The organism is Streptomyces sp. NPDC023838 (assembly GCF_040639555.1).
Taxonomy (GTDB): Bacteria; Actinomycetota; Actinomycetes; order Streptomycetales; family Streptomycetaceae; genus Streptomyces.
Genome location: NZ_JBFAAD010000004.1, coordinates 180,079 through 202,647, shown reverse-complemented (window position 1 = coordinate 202,647; position 22,569 = coordinate 180,079). Strand labels below are relative to the sequence as shown.

The 22,569-nt window shown below is 67.3% G+C and carries 12 protein-coding genes; 1 reads left to right on the top strand and 11 read right to left on the bottom strand.

Annotation, left to right across the window (positions count from 1 at the left end; genetic code table 11):
• Window positions 1-69: 69 nt before the first annotated feature.
• The 3 genes from AB0G17_RS07220 to AB0G17_RS07210 all read right to left on the bottom strand — a co-directional run bounded on the left by AB0G17_RS07220 (window position 70) and on the right by AB0G17_RS07210 (window position 3,561).
• Window positions 70-702, bottom strand: coding sequence for an MBL fold metallo-hydrolase (locus AB0G17_RS07220; protein ID WP_361377193.1), 633 nt, complete (start codon window positions 700-702; stop codon window positions 70-72).
• Window positions 703-750: 48 nt separating this feature from the next.
• Window positions 751-2,043, bottom strand: coding sequence for an alpha/beta fold hydrolase (locus AB0G17_RS07215; protein ID WP_361376841.1), 1,293 nt, complete (start codon window positions 2,041-2,043; stop codon window positions 751-753).
• Between the two features lie 318 nt (window positions 2,044-2,361).
• Window positions 2,362-3,561 (bottom strand): tyrosine-type recombinase/integrase, encoded by a 1,200-nt coding sequence (locus AB0G17_RS07210; RefSeq protein WP_361376838.1) that lies wholly within the window; start codon window positions 3,559-3,561, stop codon window positions 2,362-2,364.
• Window positions 3,562-4,780: 1,219 nt separating this feature from the next.
• On the opposite strand from AB0G17_RS07210, the gene AB0G17_RS07205 reads away from it, so the two are divergent.
• Window positions 4,781-5,779, top strand: coding sequence for a competence protein CoiA family protein (locus tag AB0G17_RS07205; protein WP_361376835.1), 999 nt, complete (start codon window positions 4,781-4,783; stop codon window positions 5,777-5,779).
• A 13-nt stretch (window positions 5,780-5,792) separates the two neighbouring features.
• On the opposite strand, the gene AB0G17_RS07200 is transcribed toward AB0G17_RS07205, so the two are convergent.
• The 8 genes from AB0G17_RS07200 to drmD form a co-directional block, all read right to left on the bottom strand.
• Window positions 5,793-6,134 carry a hypothetical protein gene (locus AB0G17_RS07200; protein WP_361376832.1) on the bottom strand — a complete coding sequence of 114 codons (342 nt, stop codon included), beginning with the start codon at window positions 6,132-6,134 and terminating at the stop codon, window positions 5,793-5,795.
• Window positions 6,135-6,380: 246 nt separating this feature from the next.
• Window positions 6,381-6,986 carry a hypothetical protein gene (locus AB0G17_RS07195; RefSeq protein ID WP_361376829.1) on the bottom strand — a complete coding sequence of 202 codons (606 nt, stop codon included), beginning with the start codon at window positions 6,984-6,986 and terminating at the stop codon, window positions 6,381-6,383.
• Window positions 6,983-8,089 (bottom strand): XRE family transcriptional regulator, encoded by a 1,107-nt coding sequence (locus AB0G17_RS07190; protein WP_361376826.1) that lies wholly within the window; start codon window positions 8,087-8,089, stop codon window positions 6,983-6,985. The genes AB0G17_RS07195 and AB0G17_RS07190 overlap by 4 nt, the downstream gene beginning before the upstream one ends.
• Before the next feature lie 112 nt (window positions 8,090-8,201).
• Window positions 8,202-8,942 carry a DISARM system phospholipase D-like protein DrmC gene (drmC, locus tag AB0G17_RS07185; protein ID WP_361376823.1) on the bottom strand — a complete coding sequence of 247 codons (741 nt, stop codon included), beginning with the start codon at window positions 8,940-8,942 and terminating at the stop codon, window positions 8,202-8,204.
• On the bottom strand, window positions 8,935-10,962 hold the full coding sequence (locus AB0G17_RS07180) for a DUF1998 domain-containing protein (RefSeq protein WP_361376820.1): 2,028 nt from the start codon (window positions 10,960-10,962) through the stop codon (window positions 8,935-8,937). Before AB0G17_RS07180 ends, drmC begins: the two co-directional genes overlap by 8 nt.
• Window positions 10,959-14,708, bottom strand: coding sequence for a DISARM system helicase DrmA (drmA, locus tag AB0G17_RS07175; protein WP_361376817.1), 3,750 nt, complete (start codon window positions 14,706-14,708; stop codon window positions 10,959-10,961). The genes AB0G17_RS07180 and drmA overlap by 4 nt, the downstream gene beginning before the upstream one ends.
• Window positions 14,705-18,748 (bottom strand): DNA methyltransferase, encoded by a 4,044-nt coding sequence (locus AB0G17_RS07170; protein ID WP_361376814.1) that lies wholly within the window; start codon window positions 18,746-18,748, stop codon window positions 14,705-14,707. Before AB0G17_RS07170 ends, drmA begins: the two co-directional genes overlap by 4 nt.
• Complete coding sequence (drmD, locus tag AB0G17_RS07165) at window positions 18,745-21,975, bottom strand: DISARM system SNF2-like helicase DrmD (protein ID WP_361376811.1); 3,231 nt, start codon at window positions 21,973-21,975, stop codon at window positions 18,745-18,747. Before drmD ends, AB0G17_RS07170 begins: the two co-directional genes overlap by 4 nt.
• Window positions 21,976-22,569: the final 594 nt, after the last annotated feature.

Sequence of the window (22,569 nt, the reverse complement as noted above, 5' to 3'; positions counted from 1 at the left end):
GCCTCTGACAGTGACGGGTCCGTCGAGCGGTCACAGCTCCGTCGAGCAGTCAGAGGCTCCGTCGAGCAGTCACAGGTCCGTCGAGTCCCCGGGGCTCAGCCGGGTGTGGTCGGCCCCGCCCAGATTGCCCAGGTGGGTGTCGTAGATCGGCCGGGCGAGGTCGGTCAGGAGCGCGTCGTGGACGTCGATGGCGCGGCGCGGCTTGACCTCCCGTACGTACTCGATCACCTCGGAGATCTTGCTCCACGGCGCCTGCACCGGCAGCATCAGCGTGTCCACCGGGTGGTCCGGGACGGTGAGCGCGTCGCCGGGGTGGAAGAGCGAACCGTCCACCAGGTAGCCGACGTTGGTGACGCGCGGGAGGTCCGGGTGGATCACCGCGTGCAGCTCGCCGTGGACCTGGACGTCGAACCCGGCCGCACTGAAGGTGTCGCCGTGCCCGACGGTGTGGACGCGGCCGGGGAAGGCCGCCGAGATCTTCTCCGCGACACTGCGCAGGGTCCAGATCTCCGCCGCCGGGTTGGCCTCCAGGGCGGTCCGCAGCCGGTCCTCGGCGAAGTGGTCCGGGTGCTCGTGGGTGACGAGGACGGCGTCCGCGCCGAGCGCGGCGTCCGCCTCGCTGAAGGCGCCGGGGTCGATCACCAGCGTCCGGCCGTCCTTCTCCAGCCGGACGCACGCGTGGGTCTTCTTGGTCAGCTTCAGGCTCATGACCCCATCCTGCTACGGCGGGCGCCAGGATGCCCGGACGGCTCAGGGCTGCGGGGTGGTCTCCTCGCGGATGACCGCCGCCGCCGCCCCGAAGGCGGCGCCCGCGGCCGGGAGGCCGCAGTACACGGACGTCTGGAGCAGCACTTCCTTGATCTCGTCGGGGGTGAGCCCGGCCCGCAGGGCGGCGCGGGTGTGGGCCGCGACCTCGTCGAGGTGGCCGCCCGCCACCAGCGCGGCGAGCGCGACGACGGCCCGGGTGCGCCGGTCGAGCCCGTCGCGGGCCCACACCTCGCCCCAGGCGTAGCGGGTGGCAAGCTCCTGGAAGTCACCGGTGAAGCCGTCGGCGTCGGCGGTCTCGGCGTCCACGCGCGCGTCCCCGAGGACTTCGCGCCGCAGCTTCATGCCGTGCTCGTACGGGTCGGGCCGCCCGGCGGCGGGCTCCGGGGACGGTACGGGCTCGGTGGCCATGGGGACGGGGACGTGCAGGGTCTGCGGCGGCTGCGGCACGGCGGCGAGCGGCGGCGCGGCCGGTACGGGGATCGCCGCGAGCGTCTCGTGCCAGGTCGTCGAGAAGTGGTGGACGAGCAGATCGGTGACGGCGGCGGGCTGCTCGACCGGCGCCAGGTGTGCGGCGCCGGGCACCACGGCGAGCCGGGCGTCGGGCACCCCGGCGACCAGGGTGCGCGCGTCACCGGGCCCCGTCACCCGGTCCTCGGCGCCGGCCAGGACCAGCGTGGGGACGCCGATACGGGCGAGGTCGGCGCGGATGTCGAAGGCGGCCAGCGCCTCGCAGGCGGCGATGTAGCAGCCCGGGTCGGTGGTGCGGACCATCTGGACGGCCCACTCCACGATGGCGGGCTGCGCCGCCGCGTACGCGGGCGTGAACCAGCGCTCGGGGGCGCTGCGGGCCATCGGGTCCATGCCGTTGCTGCGCACGACCACACCCCGCTGGCGGAACTCGTCGGCGGTGCCGAACCGGGCCGAGGCGGCGACCAGCGCCAGCGAGGCGAGCCGCTGCGGGTGGCGCAGCGCCAGATCCGCGCCGACGGCCGCGCCGATCGCACTGCCCGCGTAACCGAAGCGCTGCACGCCGAGCTCGTCGAGGGTGGCGATGAGCCGATCGCCGAGCTCGCCGACGGAGACGGCGGGCAGGGCCGGGGCGCCCCCGTGACCGGGAAGGTCGAACCGAACGATCCGCCAGGCCCCGGCGAGCTCGGGTATCTGGCGGTCCCACATGTGCCATGTGGTACCCAGTGAGGGACCCATGACCAGGACAGGAGCGTCTTCTGGCCCGTCAACGCGGTATTGCAAGGTGTTCATCGGTGTCTCACTCACCCGCCCGACCCTCTCATCAGTCACGAAAAGTCACATCGCCGGGGTGAACCTATCGGGACTTGGCCCTCTCGCGACGGCAGGTCCGTCGCTGCCAGAACCCTTGAGGGGAGTGTGGTGGCACGGACGAGGCTCGGCGGGACCACCTGGAGACCTTCCAAAATCCCGCCCTTGCCCGGTTGGAAGACTTGGCCAGGGCCGGATGGATCCCCCGGTTTCTGCTACCGGTCCACAGCCAGAAGCCGGACTCTGCATGCACCTCAATCCCACTGACCATAGGGCGGGGCACATCGCTCAGCTGATGGACCACGAGGATCGCGCTCACTCCTCCGCCGCAACCCCGTGCAAGCCCTCCCAGGTCGTGGCGGCTCCGCGAAGATCCTCTACATCCGGCTTGACGTACCACCGCTTGGTCGTCTTGACATTCTTATGCCCGGCCCATCGCGCGAGGATGTGGTCCGGTACACCGCGGTTGGCCAGGTAGGTGAAGCACGCCGCACGTGCGAGGTAGAGCCTGACGCGACGGAGCCCGAGGAGCTGCATGAGCCGGTACGCGCGCCGACGAAGCTGCTTGATCGTGAAGGCGACTCCCGTCTCGTGCACCAGCACGTAGCCGGATGCCACGTACGCCTCCCCCAGGGCGAGCCTCTCCTCGGCCTGGAGGGCCCGGAACGTCTTGAGGGCATCTAGCACCGGAGCCGGCAGCGGTAGAGCCCGCTCACCCGCAAGAGACTTGGTGTCCTTCTCCACTACGTAACGGTTGCCTATCATCGTGCGCGTGTTGGCAATGTCGATCGTGGCGTTCTCCAGATCGACGTCTGCCCACCGGAGGCCGCAGACTTCAGCTGGGCGGAGCCCCATCAGAGATAGGAGCAGTGCAGCGTAGAGACGCTCCCCTCTGATGCCATGGATGAACTTCTGAACCTCCTCGACGTTCCAGGGCGGCACCTCCTCCTTGGTCTTGCGCTCTTCTTTTCGCGCCTTCCGGGGAATGGTCACGTTTTCAGCGACATTGATGTACACCAGTCGCCGGGTAACGGCTCTCCCCAGAGCTTCCTTCAGTCGAGCAAGGCTCATATCCACGCTTGTGACACTGAGAGGTGTCCCTGCCCTCTTGCCGCGCACACGACCATGCGCCAGCGCCCAGTCCCTCCAGTCCTCCACGTGCTCTTCGGTAAGATCCTGGAGGCGGATCTTGCCGAGTCCCCCCCGAACTCGATCCAGGGTGATCGTGTAGTTGTAGATGGTGGTCTCTTCAAGGTCATCGGCTTTCATGGCCAGCCATCGGTCAAGCCACTCGTTAACGGTGATCTTGTTGGGCGGCACGATTGAACCCTGGTTCCGACGGTTAGATACGTTCGCGTACTCAGCTTTCGCCTCCTTCAACGAATCGAAGGTGCGCCTCAACTGCTTACGCTTCCCGGTTTCGGGGTCGATCCCTACGTCAGCAACGAACTGATACCTGACCTTCCCCTTCGAGTTCGGCGGAAGTTTCTTGATGGGATCGGACAGAACTCTCACTCTCCTCGGATTCGTGGAAATATCCGCACTAGGCCCTCACTGCGGGCCAGGCAAATGAGCTACACCGTCCGCTCCGGCTCCACCGCCAAGCGCAGCCGAAGACGAACAGCACCAATGGTCCGGACGATCCCCGGTTTTGCTAACCGGGGATCGTCTGCTATGTATCGCCCAGCACGCCCAAAGGGCGTGCTCGCTACTCCGGCACAGGTCATGACGCCAGTCGGTAGGACCGCAGCGCAGGAGTCGCGCCGTCAGTGACCAGCACCAACAGCCCGTCATCGGTGAGGCGGTCGAGGTTCCGGGCGACGACGCGCTCCGGGGCTCCGACGGCTCGGGCTACGTGGCGAGTTGCGGCCCCATGGTGCGCCGCAATGTGCGCGAGGACCGTGCTGTCACGGCGGTAGCCACGTTGCAGCAGATCCTCGCCGAACAGACTGGCGGCGCAGACGCAAAGTCACAGCGCCGTGGACAGAGATCCGTAGTCCTCAGTTCGTTGGGCCGTCCACGCGTTCACGGCGCCTAGCGCCAAGAGGATGGGGGCGGTGAAGCGGGCAGATCGGATGGCGGGCTTCGGCAGGCGGACCTCCGTGGGGTCGGGCGCTCGGTCGCGAGACCGAGCGACGCGGGCTGCGGGCTGTCGTGGGGCGGGTCGGCACGCCGCCCACCAGAAGGCCGCATCCCTTCGCTGACCTGGTGTTTTCCGGGACGTTGTACGTTGACATGGTCTCGGAGGAGGTTCCAGTCCTTTGGGGATCTTTCTCGTCTGCCGTGGGCGAATGCGCCTGCCCCAGTTGTCTGTCCGCATAGCGCAGAGCCCCGCTGCGGCAGCCGAGGCCGTCGTAGGTGATGGCGATATCTCCGAGAGCACGGGGCCAGCACTCCACTCGGCAACGCCAGGGACATCGAACGAACAGCGGTCAGCGCAGACCGATGAGCGGTGCAGGGGCTTCCGCGGTTCTGCCGCCTCGGGCAACGCCGATACATCACCGACGATCGACGTGTGCTACCTCCGCATCTACCGAACGCGCGCGGCAAGGTGCTCGGCGCGGCCACCGGCGCCAGCGAGTGCAACTAACGGCCTAGATCCTGTGCCGCCGATTCCTAGCCATCGCGCGTTTCCTCGAACACGGTTCTGTTGTGCGGGTTCGAGGAAGGGGATTGTCAGTGCCCATTGCCATGCTCTGCGCATGTGAATCGCGTGGGTGGAGAGGGGTGTTCTGTGCTCGACGATCTACTGGTGGTGGGGTTCGACCTGGAGGCCCAACGTGAGGTCCACATCGGCGACCGGCCTCTGGAACAGTGGCGGACGCTCGGCTACGGGCGGCAGGAGACGGTGGTGTGCTTTTACTGCTGGCGCGGCATCGACGCCCCCGTAGGCACGAAGGTGCCGCTGCTGGCCCGCGGACGGATCGGCGGCTTGGTCCGGCCGCACTTCGCGCACCCGGCCGGCACCGCGCCGCCCGGCGGCCACAATGGTGAGACGGTCTGGCACATGACCGCCAAGCACCGGCTCGCCCTCTGGGCGCGTAGTCTGCCCAACGTCGTGCGGGTGCAGCTGGAGCAGTGGACCAAGCTGCGGGACCGGCGCGCGGACGTCCATGTCGTCCTGAACGACGGTGCACGCCTTGCACTGGAGGCGCAGCGTGAGCTGATCACCGATGAGCTGTGGCAAGCACGGCATCGCGACTACGCCAGCGCCGGGGTGCGAGATGTGTGGTTCATGCGCCCGGATACCCGCGTCCCACACGTGCTGTTTGCCGAAGGCACCCCGGCCTGGACGCTCTACCACCGCGAAGCCGCGGCCGAGGCCCGAATCGGAGAGCCCCACGCGCGAGGTCCACAGTGGTGGACGAAGGACTTACGACTCTACGGGCTGCACCATCCCCCGTGCCCCGGCGATCCGGTTGTCCGTGAACGCTTCCCGCTCGCCGATCTCGGTCTGAATGCCGACGGCGTGACGTTCCCGCCTGCGGTAGACGAGCGGCTGGCCCAACAGATGGCGCGCGTACGACGGGACGCCGGTCACGCCCGGAGCCAGCACGAACAAGCCCAACGGCGGCAACGCGACGCCGGGTCCAGGCAAGCTCAGCGTCGCTACGAGCCCGCCCCACCGTCGGCGCCGTTGGTACCCCAGCAAGGAGGCCAGCCGGTCTGCGAGGTCTGCCACCGCCCGCTTGCCGAGGCCCTGGTCCGCTACGGTCGGCACATCCTGTGCTGAACGGACGGTGCGCTCAGCCCTGCTCGTGCTCGTCGGTCAAACCCGAGACCGATGTGGGAGCATCCTGCTCGGCAAGCGCAGCGGCGGTCAGGACACGACGCAGCATGTCTGGCCCGTGGCCACCAAGGCCGGCTTTGCGGGCCGCGTAGGCGAGCAGCTGATTGAACCCGTCCGTGCCGTACTCCTCGAACCACTGGTCCAAAGTGAGCTCGCCGCCGAAGTTGGCGCGGTAGTCGGCCCTGTCACGCCGCTGGACGGCCGCGATCACCTCCACCGCGTGCTCGATCGCCGACGGGGAGACTCCATGGCGTTCGGCCTCGGCTCGCAGGAGTTCCTGGCGACCAGTCTGATCCACGGCTCTTCTCCATCTTGAGCGCCCCTCTAATGGGCGGAGCGTGAAGCTCCGGCGATATGCGCCCTGTGCCCATGCGCGAGCGTACGTGGATCATACTGGCCCGCGGTTCGAGGTGTGATCACGCTCTAATCGCCTCCACGCGCTGGTTCACTCGCTCCTACGGGGGCTCCTTCTGCCGACGGGGGACTTCGCATGGACCTGCGCCCGTGTCCAGACGGGCCGCCTTGCGGACCGGGGAGGCAGTTGTTACATGGCATCCCCAGTGACTTCGTCGTCGCTCTGTTCAGGCAGCAGTTCAGCAAGTGACCAGGGGAGGACTGTGAGGTCGGTGACGGACCGGGGAAGCCGCGGATTACGGTCCAGCTGGTGCATTTTCTGCATCAGGTCGAAGCTTTCCTCCGCCGTGACGAATCCCGCTTTCACAGCCAGCTGCATTATTCCGAGCGTCTCCGCTGTCATGATGCCCTGCTTGATCGCATACTCCAGCGCGGACTTATCGTCCGATATCCACCATGCACCGGCGAACTGGGGCCAGTGCTGGATGATGTGGCAGGTCTCGGCCTCGCCACGGTGCTGCAGGTGCCGGTCGGCTTGGCCGCCGAACACGGCTGTGCGGAGGTGCCCGACGCTCTCGCGGTCGCCCGGAGCGGTTACTCGGATTGCTTGGCCGAGCCAGCCCTGGTGTCTCAGGTCGTGAAGGGCAGGCAGCTTTTCGGCCGATTTGCGGGCCTCTCGCGCCACAGCCTCGGTCCACTTGCCGCGGCCGTCCAGGACCACGCGGAGCAGATCAAGGCGCTCAACAGCGGCGAAGTTGCACAGGACGGTGTTGTCCGGGAACAGGATGTCGCTCATGCGGCACCGCCGTTGTCCTGGTCGGTCGCGAGCTGGTCTCTGAGCGCATCGACGTCAACGCCGAGTAGCGATGCGTACGGACGCAAGGTCGCCTTGCCAGCCTCATAGGCGGCGCGCGTATCGCGTACAAGGAGTCCGGGGAGTCTCTTCCCCTCCGAGGCCGCGACTCGCCGGTCGAGTTCCTCTACACGGCCGGCGACGGCTGCGGCCTCGCGGACGGTCATGCGCTTGTAGTAGTCGCAAGCGCCAGCGTCGATCACGCGCAGCTTGAGCAGTCTGTAGGCCAGGGTCTCGGGGCTGACCATAAAGTCGCAGCACAGCGCGCCAAAGCGTTCCCGGGTCAGTCTCGCTGCGCCGACCGCTTCACGCAGGCTTTGCTCGGGCAGCAAGAAGACGGAGGCGAAGGCGTTGGCTCGCTGCTCGCTCGGATCGTTCTTCTGGGCCCGGTCGAAGATATCGCGATCGAGATGGACGTCCTGGTCGTCGTCGGCCAGGAGGTGCCCGAGCTCATGGGCGAGGGTGAAGCGCTGACGGGCCGGATTTGATGTCGTGCTCAGGAGGATGAGCTTGGCATCTTGGCCCATAGCAGCGAGGCCGTCAAAGCCGTCGCCCAGTGGCTCGACAGCCACATCGGCACCGAAGACCGCCTCGATCAGTTCCAGCAGGCTGCCCTGGGACACGGACCGTCCCTGGCGCTCCACCGCCCTCAGAGCTGATTTCGCCAGCGCCTCTCCCTGGGCGGCGTAGACACTGCCGGAACGCGCTGCCGGGGAGACGGGCCGCCAGGGCTGCGGATAGCCGAACTTGTCCAGGTCGGCGCGCCGGGCGACGTAGTCCCGGGCGGTTGCCAGTGCTTCGGCTGCCTTCCCGGTGGTTGTTCTCGCTGCCACGGCCAGAGGGGGCTCTACTCCGGTGAGCAGCCAGTCCATGGAGACGTGGAATTCATCGGCAATGACCGCGAGGTCGACGGATGAGAAGGGGCTCGTGCCGCCGAGGCACTCGGTGAGCTGCTCGGCGTCGAGGTCGACCTGGTCGGCGAAGTCGTGGAGGTTCAAGCCTGATTGATCGATCAGGCTTCTCACGCGATCGGAGATGCTGGACACCCGTGGACAGTAGTCCGCCGTCTGCACAGTTCACAAGGCGCACCGTGGGCGATCTCCCAGGTCGGAGCGGGAACCGTCTACGGCTCGGTACAGGGGGTGCGACGGTCTGGTCCTATCTGGCCTTTACCTGCTCATACAGGGTGCCTTCCGCCTCGCTCATCTCACGCTCGACGGTCTCGGTGAGCGTCGGGTTGTCGATGAGGACACCGAATTCGACGTTGTTGTTCTCCGCGCTCCACGAGAAGTTGGCGCTGGTCACCAGGAGAAGGTGATGGTCGATGGCGAGAAATTTGGCGTGGTTCCGTACGTACGTTCCGTCGAAGGTCTTGGTCCGCCACACCGCGGCGGGTCGCAGGTGCGCGGCGACCTCCGTGGTGGTGGGCGCCCGAAATGCCCCGCCGTCGTCTGCGGCCCTGGTGTCCAGGTAGACCTGTACGGCGACCTCGGAGCGTTGTGCGGCCTTGTGTAGCGCGGTCCACAGGCCCGAAGTGCGCTGGAAGTTGAAGGTGGAGCAGGTCACCGTGTGGCGCGCGTTGTCGACGAGGTAGGGCACGGATGTGGTGAGTGGCCCGCTCTGGGCCAGGTGGCCGGGCATGGTCCACAGCGGAGTGACCGTGGTGGGCAGCATCCGTGCACCCTCAATGGCGCGCAGGAGGGCGATGTGGTGGACCGCTGCCCCTGCTCCGTCGGCGACGTCCTCCAGGAGCCTTCTGGCCTCCGCGCGGTGGCCGAAGGCGACGGCTTTGAGCGCGGAGGTAAGGGTGTCTCCGTCGGCAAGCCGGTCGGCGGCACCCTTGGCCTCGCTTCGGGTGAGGAGTTGTCCCAGGCGCAGGCCGGCCTGGGCGTCACTCATGGGGCGAGAAGTATCCGAGGTTGCTTCCGGGCAGGTCGAGCAGGAAGCGGCGGTCGAGGAATCGGTTGGCGCGTTCGCAGGAGGTCTCCGAGGCCATGACACAGCAATGGCAGGCGGCGCCGTGGAGGAAGTCTTCCGGGGTCTGGGGGGTGCGCATGGAACAGATCGGGTCGGAGGAGCAGCGCTGTGCCTTGCGCAGGGCGTCGGCGACGACGCGTTGGAACCGGGTGGGCTCGCTGAGCTGGACGAGGCCGCCGAGGGTCCCGTCGCTGTCCGAGGCAGTGGTGCAGATAAGCAGTCCGGCCGCGGGCTCCCGGTTCTCGGCTTCGGGCCAGGCGTAGAGGCGTTCACTGAGGCTGGCGGCCGAGTAGCCGCAGGTGAGGGCGAGTTCACGGATCAGGATGTGGGCAAAGGTGTGCAGGAGCCAGTAACGCGGAGGCTTGAGGCGGCTGTCGGGGTCGACTTGGCCGGCTGTCTCGGAGAAGCGTCGCTCGAAGTTCCGGTGGTGCGCTGCACGGTGGGCATGCCACACGTCGGTGTCCAGGATGCGCTTCTCCCAGCTGGCGACGGAGGTTTCGTCGAGCTGGAGGAAGATGCCCTCGCCTCGGTCCTCGGTCGCCACGGTCCACGTCGGCCGGGCCGTCCGGGTCAGCGGCGCCAGACGGCGCGAGAGGTCGCCGACACGGTCCATGTCGTCGATCCTGGTGAAGCCGACCAGGGCGTTGACCTTGCGGAGTTTTTCGACGGCCAGGACGCGGGTGATCTCTGGCCGGAGCAGGGGGCCGCGTTCGCGGGTGGCCAAGGTGAGTCCGCTCTTGGGGTCTTCGTTGCGCGCGCCGAGCATGGGCAGCAGTAGATGCTGCCATTCGGGCACCAGCAGGTCGACTGGATCCCACGTCTGACGCTTTTCTGCCTGTTCCTCCGGAGTGTCCTGTGGGGCACAGGCAGCTTCAACAGCTGCGGCAAGTTGGGGGTCGGTCAGATCGGCGACGTCCACCTGAGACGCCTCCAGCAGGTCCCGGAGGATGTCGAGATGCGCGCGGTACTTGTCGAGCTTGTCGCCCAGAGTGGTGCGGATCCGGTCAGCGAGGTCGTGTGCCCTCTCCTGCGGGGAGTCCGGCATGACGATGATCGACTGGGTGGCGGGGAACCACAGGTTGGAGGCACCGACCAGCATCAGACGGGTCTTTTGGTTGCAGCCGCGGTGATCGAAGGCGTCTAGGTGCGGATGGCGGCCCCGGCAGTCCGGCAGCTTGGCCTTGCCTGCTTCGCCCTGCGCCTCGTTCATCGGTCGCTGTATCTGGCACGACTCGCAGCGGATCACCGCCGAGGCGCCCTTGCCGGCGGTGCGGTCGACCATCTTCAGTACCGGGAGTTCGGCGTTGGAGCACGGCTGGCCGCGGTGCACCCACAAGTCGTAGGGGAACTCGTCCAGGTGCCCGTCGACGCACGCCAGCAGGTAGCGGGCGGGCACCGCCGGGCGGCGCATCGCCTTGCGGCTGCGGTTCCCGGCCCGCCCGGGGCACTTGGTGTGCTCGAAGATGGCCAGGTCGGTGCGGTAGGGATGGGTGTTCTTGTAGTCGAACTGGGAGAGCTTGCCCAGCAGGTCGCAGCCGGTGCACCGCAGCCACTGCGGGAACACACGGGCCGGCACCCCTAGGTCGTTGCCTTCCGTGGAGCGGCTGTGCTTCTTCGGCTGCCACGGGTGTGGGCGCAGTTCGACGTCGTTGGAGCCGAGCATGAACCGCACCACGTTCTTCAGCCGCGGTGCGTGGATGGAGGGAGGCGTACCGCGACGGCGCCAGATGCGCTCCCAGTCGTCCAGGCCGGTGGACATGATCGTGAACTGCGGCAAGTCCATGATCGAGCCGGGACCGTAGGTGTACAGCAGGGAGGAGGGGCGGCCCGAGCCGACCTTGGCCCGATTGTGCTTCGCCTGCTTCTCGGCCTCCTCTTCCAGGTCACCGAGCGGGTCGACGGCCCGGCTCGCGTCATAGACGAAGCGCTCCTGGTCGCTCACGAGTTCTCCTCCGGCATCACCCACGGGGGCGCGGTCATGGGTTCGATGTACACCAGTCGTTCCTTGATCGGGCTGACCAGCAGGTTGATCTCCGGCTGCACCTCGCGCATCGAGTTGGCCACGATGAACGGAGCCGCGTCCCGGCTGTCGATACCGGACTTGGCGTCCTCCGCACTCATCATCAGCGCATCGTGCCGGCTGTCGTCCGTGACCTTCTCGTAGACCAGCGACTTGCGCAGCTCCACCAGGTGCTTGCGGCGCTTGCCCCACTGGTCCAGCCGGTTCTCCAGCCGGTGCCGGGCCCGCTCGGCCGCGTCCTCGTTGCCGGTCAGCTCGATGCGGCGCACGAGTGCCTCGATGAGCTCGGTGGCGAAGTGCCGTTCGGTCTCGATGCGGTCGGCGCCGCCCTCCGGAGACAGGCCCTGGGCGCGCACGGCCTGCAGGACCCGGGCCGCGCTGACCAGGACCCCGTCCAGACCACGCTCCATCGAGGTCACCGAGAACGGTGTCACCGACAACGCCTCGACCTGGGCGTAGAACGTCTCGTGGTAGTGCCGGAACTGCTCGAAGTGGGCCAGGTCCCGCGGCCTCGCCCAGTTGCCCAACGAAACGACCAGGCCGGGGCGGCTCGCGTCACGGCCGACGCGCGAGGACGCCTGGATGTACTCGGCGGTGTTCTTCGGCTGACCGACCACCAGCATCAGCCCTAGCCGGGTCACGTCCACGCCGACCTGGAGCATGGAGGTGGCCAGCACCACGTCGTACGGGTTCACCTCCCGCTCGGGCACGCGCGTCTTCGCCTCCCGCAGGGTGCGCAGATTCCGCTTGCCCGCGGTGGAGTCGAAACCGGGGTCGAAGGCGACCGCCATCTGATCCAGAGTCGCGGTGATGTCCGCGCTGGCCACACGCGAGGTCAGCTCGGCCACATGCAGTGCCCCGAAGTTGGTGCCGGTCCGGCTGGGCAGCCTGGACCACGGACGGCGCTTGGCAAGCGCGGTCTGAATGTCATCCCCCATGTACCGGGCCATACCGGCGAGTTCGCGGGTCGCGCTGAAGTAGCCGACCAGCGTCATGTACGGATCGGTCGCCTTGCCGGAGCGGTCGAGGAGCAGTTGCCCGCTGGCCATGAGCACCTCGGCCACGCGGATCTCCGCGGTGGTCAGGCGCACCCCGGTGGTGCTGATCCCGACGTACCGTCGTCCCGGGGCCTTCTCGGAGACCGGGATCTCCTTGGAGAAGAAGGTGTTGCCGGCGTCCAGCACCTGCGGCGGGAAGATGGTCACGTATCGCCCGTACAGGGCCCGTACCTGGTCGGATGCGTTGCGGGCGGTGGCCGTGGAGGCCACCACCAAGGGGCGCACGGGCTTTCCGTCCTGGGTGCGCCAGCTTGTCATCACGTCGACGGCGACCTCGAACAGGCCGACCGTGGTGCCGAGAGAACCGGTGATCAGGTGCAGCTCGTCCTGGATGATCAGGTCCGGGGGGCGCAGCCGGGTCGCCGGGTGCACCGCGGCGGCCTCCAGGCCGTCCTTCTTGGGGTGCTTATTGCCGTCCTTGATCGCGCAGTGCGGGTAGTCGGGGTGGACGAAGCCGTGGCGTTCGCAACGCCGAGCCACGTGCCCGAAGAGGGACGCAGCCTCGCCCTCGCGCGCGAGCCGGGCGAACTTGTCCACGGTGGCGATCACGAAGGCGGGGGCGAGCCGGTAGATCTCTTCATCGATGGTCAGGACCGGCAGTCCTTCGGCGGCCTCGCCACCATCGGCGAAAGGGCACTCGGCCAACTCGTCACCGCAGTACACATACACGCGGCGATGCGCCTTGTCCGCCCGCACGTTACGTGCCTCGATGCGGGTGCCGCACCACGGGCAGCGCTGGATCTGCAGCACCGTCAGCCGGTAGCCGCGGCCCTGGTTCGCCTTCTCTAGCTGACTTTCGGCCTCGTCGTACCACTTCGGGCTCACATCGGTACCCACCCACAGCCCGATCCGGAACGGCTCCTGGCCCCACATCGCGGAGTCCTTCATCCGTGCCCGCTCCGCCGCACACACCAAAGCAGTGGCCCGCTGAAACTGCTGGGCCGTCAGCAGCCGCAGCGTGTAGCGCATCAGCACCGCCACGCCCGACTGGCCGTCCAGCGGCCCGTCGAACGCGTCGATGGCGCCCTGACGGCGCCGGATGGCGAAGGTGTACGCGGCCAGACCCAGATACGCCTCCGTCTTGCCACCGCCCGTCGGGAAGAACAGCAGCTGCGCCTTGGCAAGATCACCGGACCGCTTCTCAGCCGCAGGATCCGACAGCAACGGCAGCTGCATCAAGACGAAAGCGAGCTGGAAGGTACGCCACGAGTGCGCGCGATTGCCCCTCTCTCCTTGCTTCCCGTCCTCCACGATGGCTTCGCGCGCCTGGTCGAGGCTTTCCCGATCGTCCTCGCTCTGATTCGCGCGCCGCTGTGCCACCTGGGACTGAACACGCTGGTCAGCCATCACTTGGTTCATGAACCGGAAGCACCGCAGTGCCTCGGCGTCATCCAGCAGGAACTGCAGTCCGTCCTCGAGCTGCCTCAGCACCTTGCGTGCGTCGCCGACCGCTTCCCGGCCCTCGGGGCGAAGATGCTCAGGCAGCGCCTCGGCCCGCTGCTCCTCGGCAACCAGCCAGGCCGCATAAGCGGCCACGATCGGCTCCAGTCCCGCTCGCAGCTGCTCGGGAGTGGCCTCCTCCAACTGGCGCATGTCCAGCATCGCCGCGTCGATTTCCTCGGCGGCGATCTGTGGGGTCTCGCTGGTCGGCAGCCACGTTGTCCATACCCTGCTGGCGCGGCGGTTGTCCTGGGCGGCCTCCCAGTCCACCGAGCAGGTCCGGCCGACGGCGAACTCCAGCCGGTTGCGGTACTGCAGCCGCAGACGACGTAGTTCGTCGTCCGGCTCCTCGCGCGTGTCCTCCAGAACATCGTTCACCGGCAGGAACACGGCCGCGCCGTCAGCGGTCTCAACGCAGAGCCGAGTCTGGTAGAGCCACGCCTCCACGGGAATCTTGCGAGGCGTCTCCTGGTCGTTGCACAGCGCGATCTCGATCAGACGGCAGCCGCGCTCGGCATCGTCGTAGCGGTCCACCCGCAGCACGACCTTGTCCTGCAGCACGAACGTCGTCGTACGGGACGGCATCAGGTCGCTGACCTTGACCGTGGTCTCGAACCTGTGCGGCGTGCGCTGATACCGGCGAAGACGCGAGGCAGGCTCCCCGCCTTCGCCCTGCTTTTCCTTCACCGGCTCGTACGTGCCGAACTCGGTCACCACCGTGAACGCGTCCAGGTCGTCGGGGATCTGGCAACGCAGCCCCATCGACGCCGGAATCATCAGCCCACGCTTTTGCGGCTGGTCCTCGACGTCGTCCTCTTCCGAACCGGCGCTGCTCTCGTCCACCGCGGTCAAGGGCACGCCCCGGCTCTCGGCAGCGTCCACAGCGTCACCGACGTCGGCTGCGGCCTCCGCGGAATCCGCCTGGGTGGGGTCGTCCTGGCCGGCGGTGAGCCGGACCGGGGCAATACGGCCGATCAGATACGCCGAGTCCGGAACACCTTCGAGAACTTCCTCAGGACCGCCCGCCGGACCTAGGAGTTCACGCTCCAGGATGTCAACGAGGTTCTCGCGCACCGTCCAGGAACGTTCGTCCGGATCGAGTGCAAGGCGGTACGCCTGATCCTGCCGGGCGGCGGGCTGCTTGGGTGGGGGGGCCGATCCGGTGGTCACTCGTAGCCCTCTTCCTCGTCTCCGTCGCTGTCGCCAGCCGCCAGTGTCACATCACCCTGGCCGGCGGCGCGACGGTGATTCTCCTCCAGCAGCCGGTCGAGGATCTCCACCCGGGCCTCAGGACTCACTGTCCACCGTTCCATCTGGCGGTAGGTGTGGAAGCCGTGATCGAGGGGAACATCCTCCCAGCCGTAGGCAGCCATGACGGCATGGTCCAGCTCTACATGAATCTGACGGAGTCGGGCAACGTCCGCGTCCAGGGAGGCGGAGGTGCCCGGGTCGTTCACGAGGTTGTAGAGCTTGGTGAGGCCGAGGTCGCGGCGGACCATGATCTCTCGGCGCTCATCATCGAGCGTCATACCGACTTCAGTAAGCCGCTCAGTCGGTTCCGGGCGAGGGAAGGTCTCAAACACAGTAGATGGCGTGTATGTGGGATCTACCCGCATCGTGGTTCCGTATTTAATCGTCCACAGTTGGTGCGGGGCGCCCGACATAATTGCCTGATCTGCGAATGATTCCCTAGCAAACACAACTAGCTTTTCATGAAATACCTGGCCAGTCGTCACGCGGACGGGCATGATGGTCTTGCTCACTCGGGCGATTACCAGCACCTCACTCAAACCGACAATTGCCTTCCGCATAGCAGGACTTGCTCTCCAGAAGCGCCACCATGGAGCTAGACTCGCTGCCTTGCCCTTACTTGCACGCTCAGGCTTCACGCGCTCCAGCACCCTCGCGTACGGCAACTCGTACTTCTCGGCTGCTTCCTCCTGCCGGTCATTGAAGTCAATGATCCATCGCGTAGGCGAGCAGTCCGAGCGCGTGTTGAGATCCTCCCCATTGAGGTAAGGAAAGAGCACGTCCTTGTTATGTGGATCCGCCTCGATCCAGGCCATGGCCTCTTTGGGCTCCAACACAAAACCCATGCCTAGCACGGTGCACCCTTGGAATGCAGTCCCGGTGTTCTCCGCCAGCCTCACGGGATCGCCTTCTACACGCCCGCCGGGCTCCAACAACGTAGAGATCCGGGTGGCCCCGATCTCCCCATCGAGCCCGTCCGCAATCCTGGGGACCTCAGGATCTACCGCCTCTCGGCTACCCCACACAGCCGCATACTCCAGATTGGCACTAGCCGCTGGCCACGGCCTACTCTGAATAGCCCGGGTAATCGTGAAGCCCTTCGCGACGATCTGCTCAAGGCCGACGGCTCTGGTGTCGCCCTGAGCAACCGTGTTCGTCGCGATCAGCCCCAACCCTCCCCGTCGAGACAGCAGTTCGTAAGCGCGGAGAAAGAAGTACGCCACGAGGTCGGCGCTGCCCTTCCGTCCCCGGGCGAGGGTGTTGACGAACCAGTCGCGGACGTCGGTGCCCATCGTTCCTGTGAGCTTCTGCCCGCCGAGGAAGGGCGGGTTACCGATGATCGCGTCGAAGCCGCCGTGTTCCATAACGTCTGGCACAGCCAGGACCCAGTGGAGCGGTTTCCATCGCGCGTAGTCCGTCATGACCGTCGGAGTGAGCCCGGCTGTCAGGATGCCGTCGATCATCGTCCGGTCCGGTGCTCCGCCTCCGGCGGGGTAGGCGAGTTCGACTGCGATGCGCAGGTTCTCGTATGCCTCCCGGAGCTTCTTCCCCGGTTTCCCTCCTACGTGGAGGCCCGCGGCGACCACCGCGTTGGCAACGTCGGCGAGCTGGGCTGTGAGCTTCTGGTATTCGCGCCACTGGCGTCGCTTCGTAGCCGCGGACCGTTGTGGGTCCTGCTCGTTGACCTCGGTGGCGAGCTGACGCCGCAGGCGGGCGGCGCGCTCCAGCGTTCCGTCCACATCGATGTCGTACACGCTGATTTGGCCAGCGGCCGCATCAGGGTCGATGTGAAGTTCTTGAAGCTGGCGGGAGTCGGTCAGGCCGAGGAGTGTGTTGCCGTGGAGGACCTTGTCGTCCACAAAAGAGAACGGCAGCTTGGGGTCGAGGGAGACCAGCCACAGCGACAGCTTGCACATTTCCACGGCCATGCCGTTGATGTCCGCTCCGAACAGGCAAGTGGCCACGACCGTCCTTATGGCGTGGACGCGGAGGTCATGGGGGGTGCGTCCGTACGCGGCGCCTTCGCGCTGCCACGCCTCGACGAGCCGGTCGGCGAGGTAGCGGGCCGCGGCTACGAGGAAGGCGCCAGAGCCGCACGCGATATCGGCAATCTTGAGGTCGAGGATCTCTTCGGGGGAAATCAGCTGCCAGGCGTCCTGGTCGGCCGTTTGGTGGGGGCCGGGCGAGTAGACGAGTGGTTCAAGGGCGTAACGTACGACGTCTTCGGCGAGATCGCGCGGGGTGTAGTGCGCGCCGGCGGAGGCGCGTGAGGGGGTTTCGACCAGTAGGACGCCGCCGGGTTCTACGACGAGGGGCCGGTTGCGCAGGTCGCGGCGGATGATGCCGATGAAGGGGCGCAGCCGGTCGCGCAGGTCCTCGTCGTCGGTGAGGTCACGCAGAGCGATCTCTGTGTCGTCGAGGGTGTCGCCAGCTTGGAGCGCCTTGGTAAGGGCGGCTTTGGTGGGGGGCTTGGCGGCGGGCTGGTGCTGCTTGACCCAGGCGAGGATCGCGTCGGCCAGCGCCGTCTCGGTCCGCTTGGCGGCGGCGAGTTCCTCGAGTGTGGCGAGGGGGATCTCCGGTTCGGAGCCGGGGCTGCCGGTGAGGCCGACGGTGACTTCTTCCGCGTTCTCGCAGGAGTAGCCGAGCAGGCCCTCGTAGATGTAGCCGATCTGTTCGACGTCGATATCGCGGAAGGAGATGCGCCGGGCGCCACCGGTGAGCTGGGCGATCTGGACGGCGCGCAGGACTTCGAGCATGACGCGGTCGCTGACCGCGATGGCCAGGGCGCCTTGGGAGTTGCAGGCGGTGAGGAAGGGGAAGCGGGCCGGGTCGAAGAGGGAGCCGCCGTATTCGGGCAGGCGCAGGTCCTCGAAGGTGGCGCCCTGGTAGAGGGCCTGGGAAGTGGCCAGGAGGCGATGCCAGGTGAGGTGAGTGGCATCGAGGGACTGGTCGACTTCTTCGTTCTGGCGGGTGTCAAGTTGGCCGAGTTCGTCGCTGATGCCATAGCCCATCGCGAACAGCTGGTTCTCGGGAAGCAGGCCGCGTTCCTCGGCGAAGAGGAGGAAGACGACGCGCATCATGACGGTGACGGCGGCCTCGTAGACCTCCCCGCGCCGGATGGGGAGGGGATCTGCTTCGCCACGGCGGACCGCATCGAGGCCGCCTTCGGACAGGGCCTGGACGATGAGTTCGACGGCACGGCGGACCTGGGTGCCGAGCGCTTCGGTGATCTTCTCGGCGGCGGTGACGGACTCGCCGAACAGTTCGGTGAGCCGGTCGGCTGCCTTGCCGCCGACGAGGCTTTTGCGCTGAAGAAGTTCGATGAAGGCGTTGCGGGTCGGGGGTTCTGAGATCCAGTCCTGGGCGTCCACGATGCCGGAGGCGACCATGGTCTGCGGGCGGGCGCTGACGATCGCCCACCAGCGGCCGTCGGTGACCACGCCGATGGGGACAGCGGCGGCACGGAGCAGTTCTTCCATGCGGTCGATGGGGCTGGCGGACCAGCCGTCGGTGAGCGGGTCGCGCAGGGAGTCGACCGGGTCGGTGACCAGGACGAGGGCGCCGGTCGTCTCTGCGTGGGTGAGGGCTCCGTCGGCGCGGACGGTGACGGTGTAGTCGGGTGAGCGCACCTCGGCGGTGGCTGGGGCAGGGACGGTGTAGGAGGTGCCCCAGCGCAGGCCCTGGCGCAGGACGGTGTCCACCCAGGTGTCGCGGACCTCGCGGTACAGGTCGAGAGCGGCCTCGTCGTCGCGGTGGGTGTCCCAGTGCTCCCATGCCTTCTCGAAGGTGGGCTTGGCGTCCTTGAGGGTGTCGAGCGCGCGGGCGTTGGGCTGCGGGATGCCCTGGGGCCAGACTCGTTCGAGGGCAGGGACAGCGAGGAACGGGCCGTCGGTGTCGACCAGTTCGAGCCAGGACCGGTGCATGCCGGCGGTGGTCGGGGCGTAGGTGCCGCGGGTCATGCCTCAACCCTTCCGTTCTTCGCGTCTTGCGGGGTCAGGGCGAACACGATGGCGGCCGCGGATACGTACGGTCGGATATCGCTGTAGCGCTCTCGGATCGAGGCGATCTCGCGGGCCTCTTCGTCCTCCAGGCTCTCCAGGCGCTCGTTCATGTGGTGCAGGTCCCGGCGGCGCTGTTTTTGCTGGTCGTCGCTGAACAGGACGTCTTCTTCTTCCGCGCGGATCGCCTGTTCCAGCCGGTCGCGGGAGTCACGCAGATTGATCCGGAACGCACCGAAGATCTCACGGGCGCGGGCGATATCTGTCCCCTCGCGCTGTTTCAGGCTGTGAGTGACCTTCTCCTGCAGGCTCTCGCTCTTGCGTTCCATCGCGTTTCGCAGCCGCGTACGCAGGCGGGCGTCGTCGCCGTTCCACAGGGCGGCCAGGTGCGCGCGTACCTGTTCATCAGCCAGGATCAGGTTCTCGGAGTCCAGGGTCTCGTCCAGGACCTGCTCGACCTTGGCCTCGGCGAGGGCCCGGCCGCGCAGCCGGATGCCGGTGAGGAAGACCTCTTCGTGCAGGCGCAGCCCGCCACGGCCCACCAGGACAAGCCGGGACACGGCAGCCACGCACGACTCCGTCAGGCCGGGCGCGACGACGGCGGTGACCCGGTTGATCCGTGCGTCCACGCTGAACAGGGCGCTGCGCAGGGTGCGGGTGGCGCGCTGCATCAGGGCGTGGCCGAGGTGGACATGTACGAGATCTGTGCGCCCTTGCGCTGCCTTGTCGTTGAAGGTGATCGGCCGCAGCACACCCGGCTCCAGGCGGGTGTCCAGACCGCGCAGGGCCATCTGCCAGGAGCGGCCCAGGCTCGGAACCTGGAAGACCGGTGCGTCGGTGCGGTCGTCGTCGATCTCCGCGAGTGGCGGCTGGGCGTCAAGGGCAAGCGCGGTGTCCACGACCCGGCGGGCGTTGGCCGGGGTCAGATGCATCGCCGTCTTGCGATCGTCGTAGCTTCGGGCCAGCTCGGTGAGCCGGCGGTTCAGCTCGACGCCGCTGGCCAGCGCGCTGTTGATGACCGCATTGCCGTCGTCGGGCGCGGTGGGCCGCGCCTTGCGGCTGGTGCTGGTCGGGCTGAAGTGCTCCTGCACCTGAGCGTCGATGACCTGGTTGACCTTGCCGATGAGATCGTGGGTCGCGTTGCCGACCTTGGTGGCGATGATGCCCATGAACTTCATGTCCGCCGCGTACGTCGTGGAGGTGGTGTCGGGCACGAAGTGGTAGATCTCAGGATTCTTCGTCTGTCCGTACCGGTCGATCCGGCCGATCCGCTGTTCCAGGCGGGACGGGTTGAAGGGAATGTCGAAGTTCACCAAACGATGGCAGTGCGCCTGCAGGTCGATGCCCTCGCCCGCGGAGTCCGTGGCCAGGAGCACCCGCACCGGGTGCTTGTCGGGGCTCTCGGTGAACCGTGCGCGGATCTTCTCGCGCTCTTCGGTCGGGGTCGCTCCCTGGATCGTTTCCAGGACCTTCCCGTAACCGCGCTGCCGCAGGACGTCCTCGATCCAGTCGAGCGTGGCGGCGTACTCGGTGAACACCACGATCCGCTCAGTCGTCCAGTGCTCGCCATCGGATGTCCGGCAGTGGGCGTCGAGGAAGGAGATGAGCGCCTCCAGCCGGGAGTCCGGCTTGTGCTGGTAGCGCGTCCCCCACTCGACCAGCGAGGCGATCTCACTGCGGGTCGCCGCGGCGAGCGGGTCCGAGCCCTTGGAACGCCGCAGGGCGGTGAATTCGGGATGCTCGCTGTCGCCTTCCTCCTCATCCGACTGGCCGCTTCCGAGTACTTCGGCGTAGTACTCGGCCTCGTCGTCCATTTCCAGCTGATGGTCGCCGGCCTCGGCCCCCTCGTACAGTTCCAGGGTCCGCGCGAACGACCAGGGGCTGGACAGAAAGCGCTTCTTCAGCAGCATCGACACGATGTCGCCGCCCTTGCCCTTGCCTCGGGCGCGAGCACTTTCGGCAAGCAACCGCTCCAGCCGTTCGAACTGGCTCTGCTCCTCCGGCGAGGGCGTGAACGAGATCGTCTCCAGCGTGCGGTTCTTGAAGCCTTTCTCCTTCAGCTCGCTCTTCAGCCGCCGCACCGCTACCTCACGCAGCGCCTTCTCATCGATGCTGGCGCCCCGCGTGAATCGGCGGCTGTCGATCATCTCCAACAGGGCGGTGAACGACTCCGAATAGCCGTTGTGCGGCGTCGCGCTCAAGAACAGCCGGTGCTCGCACGCCTCCGCCAGCCGCATCGTCGCCGTGGTGCGCTGGCTGTCCACCGCATACCCGCGCTGTCCCGGGGCCGTCGTCGGACTGGCCGGCGCCACATGGTGCGCCTCGTCGACCACCAGCGCGTCGAAGGCGAAACGCCGGGCCGTGGAGGCGCTGCGCACATCGGCCAGGACATCGCGCAGCAGCCGCTGGGCGCGCAGCGACGGCAGCCAGGCCATGCTCACGATCACCCGCGGGAACAAACGGAACGGGTTCGCATTCAGGCCGTGACTCCGCTTCACCTTCGCCATCAGCTCACTGTTGACGATCACGAAGTCCAGGCCGAACTTCTCCCGCATCTCGTCCTGCCACTTCAGCGACAGGCTCGGCGGGCACACGATGACCACAGTCCGAGCCCGGTGGCGCAGCAGCAGCTCCTGGACGACCAGGCCAGCCTCGATGGTCTTGCCCAGACCCACGTCGTCGGCGAGCAGCAGGTTCGTCCGGGAGGATTCCAGCGCCCGGCGCAGCGGCTCCAGCTGGTACGCCTCGACATTCGCCCCGCTGCGGAACGGCGCCTGGTACGAGTGCGCATCCGCCGACGTCACCGCACCCCAGCGCACCGCGTCCACGAACGCGGCCAGCGTGTTCGGGTCGTCGAACGCTTCCGTCCGCACGTTCTCCGGCAGCCCCTGGTCCGGAGCCACCGTGTGCCCCACCTCGAGCTCCCAGACCACCGTCAGCTCCTGGCCGAGCCGGTCCTCGTCCAGCGACTGCAGGCTCACCACATGCGCCAGGCCGGGCACTCCCTCATCGGCAGGACTTCGCGGCAGCCCCTGCCGGCGCACATCGGACACCGCCCACGCGGAACCTCGGACCTTCACCACCTGCCCGGGCTCCGGAATCGGCGGGAGGGCCGCCGTCCGCCCTGTGCCGCTCGCTGTCCCCTGCGGATACTCCGTAGCGATCGCCACCTGACGAGACTCCTTCATCGACACATCACGCCTAGCCCAGTGGTCCCCCTCACCTGGGTCACGCCGCAGAGAGACCCAAGACCGGCAGGGAGATCATCGACGCACCAGTATCCCCGACCGCTGGCGCGACCCGCGCGAAGTCCCTCAGTTCCACACCATCCCTGTGATCCGGCGTTGGCCGATCTTCGCCTGTCATTGTCGAGCTAGTTCCGCGCACCCCTCGCGGTGACCGTCACCCACGTACTGCTAGAGCATGCGACACCCAGTCCCGGACCCGACGGTCGGGCAATCGCCGAGGGGTGCAGGCACCGCTCGGTCCCCTCCCCCCTGCACCAGAGACTGGCGCAATTCTTGCGCCTACTGCCACCTGCCTACACGCGCAAGAATCGCTCGCCCTACAACCTCAGCCCGGGAACAGCGCAGATCGGCGCACCGATCGTGCGTTGTTCTGCATGTGTGTGCGAAAGGGCGCCCTGCACGTGCATGCCGTCTTCAAGTTCAGGCCGAAGAGCTGGTAACCGCCTCACAGGACGGCTCCAGCGAAGCCACGCCCCTGCGGGCGGAGCATCGGCCCCGTTACCTCTACGGGCACGTCCAGCCCATCAAGCAGCG

Coding starts and splice junctions, on each gene's coding strand:
- drmD (WP_361376811.1), bottom strand. CDS start 21,975: ATGAAGGAGTCTCGTCAGGTGGCGATCGCTACGGAGTATCCGCAGGGG.
- drmC (WP_361376823.1), bottom strand. CDS start 8,942: ATGAGTGACGCCCAGGCCGGCCTGCGCCTGGGACAACTCCTCACCCGA.
- AB0G17_RS07195 (WP_361376829.1), bottom strand. CDS start 6,986: ATGAGCGACATCCTGTTCCCGGACAACACCGTCCTGTGCAACTTCGCC.
- AB0G17_RS07170 (WP_361376814.1), bottom strand. CDS start 18,748: ATGACCCGCGGCACCTACGCCCCGACCACCGCCGGCATGCACCGGTCC.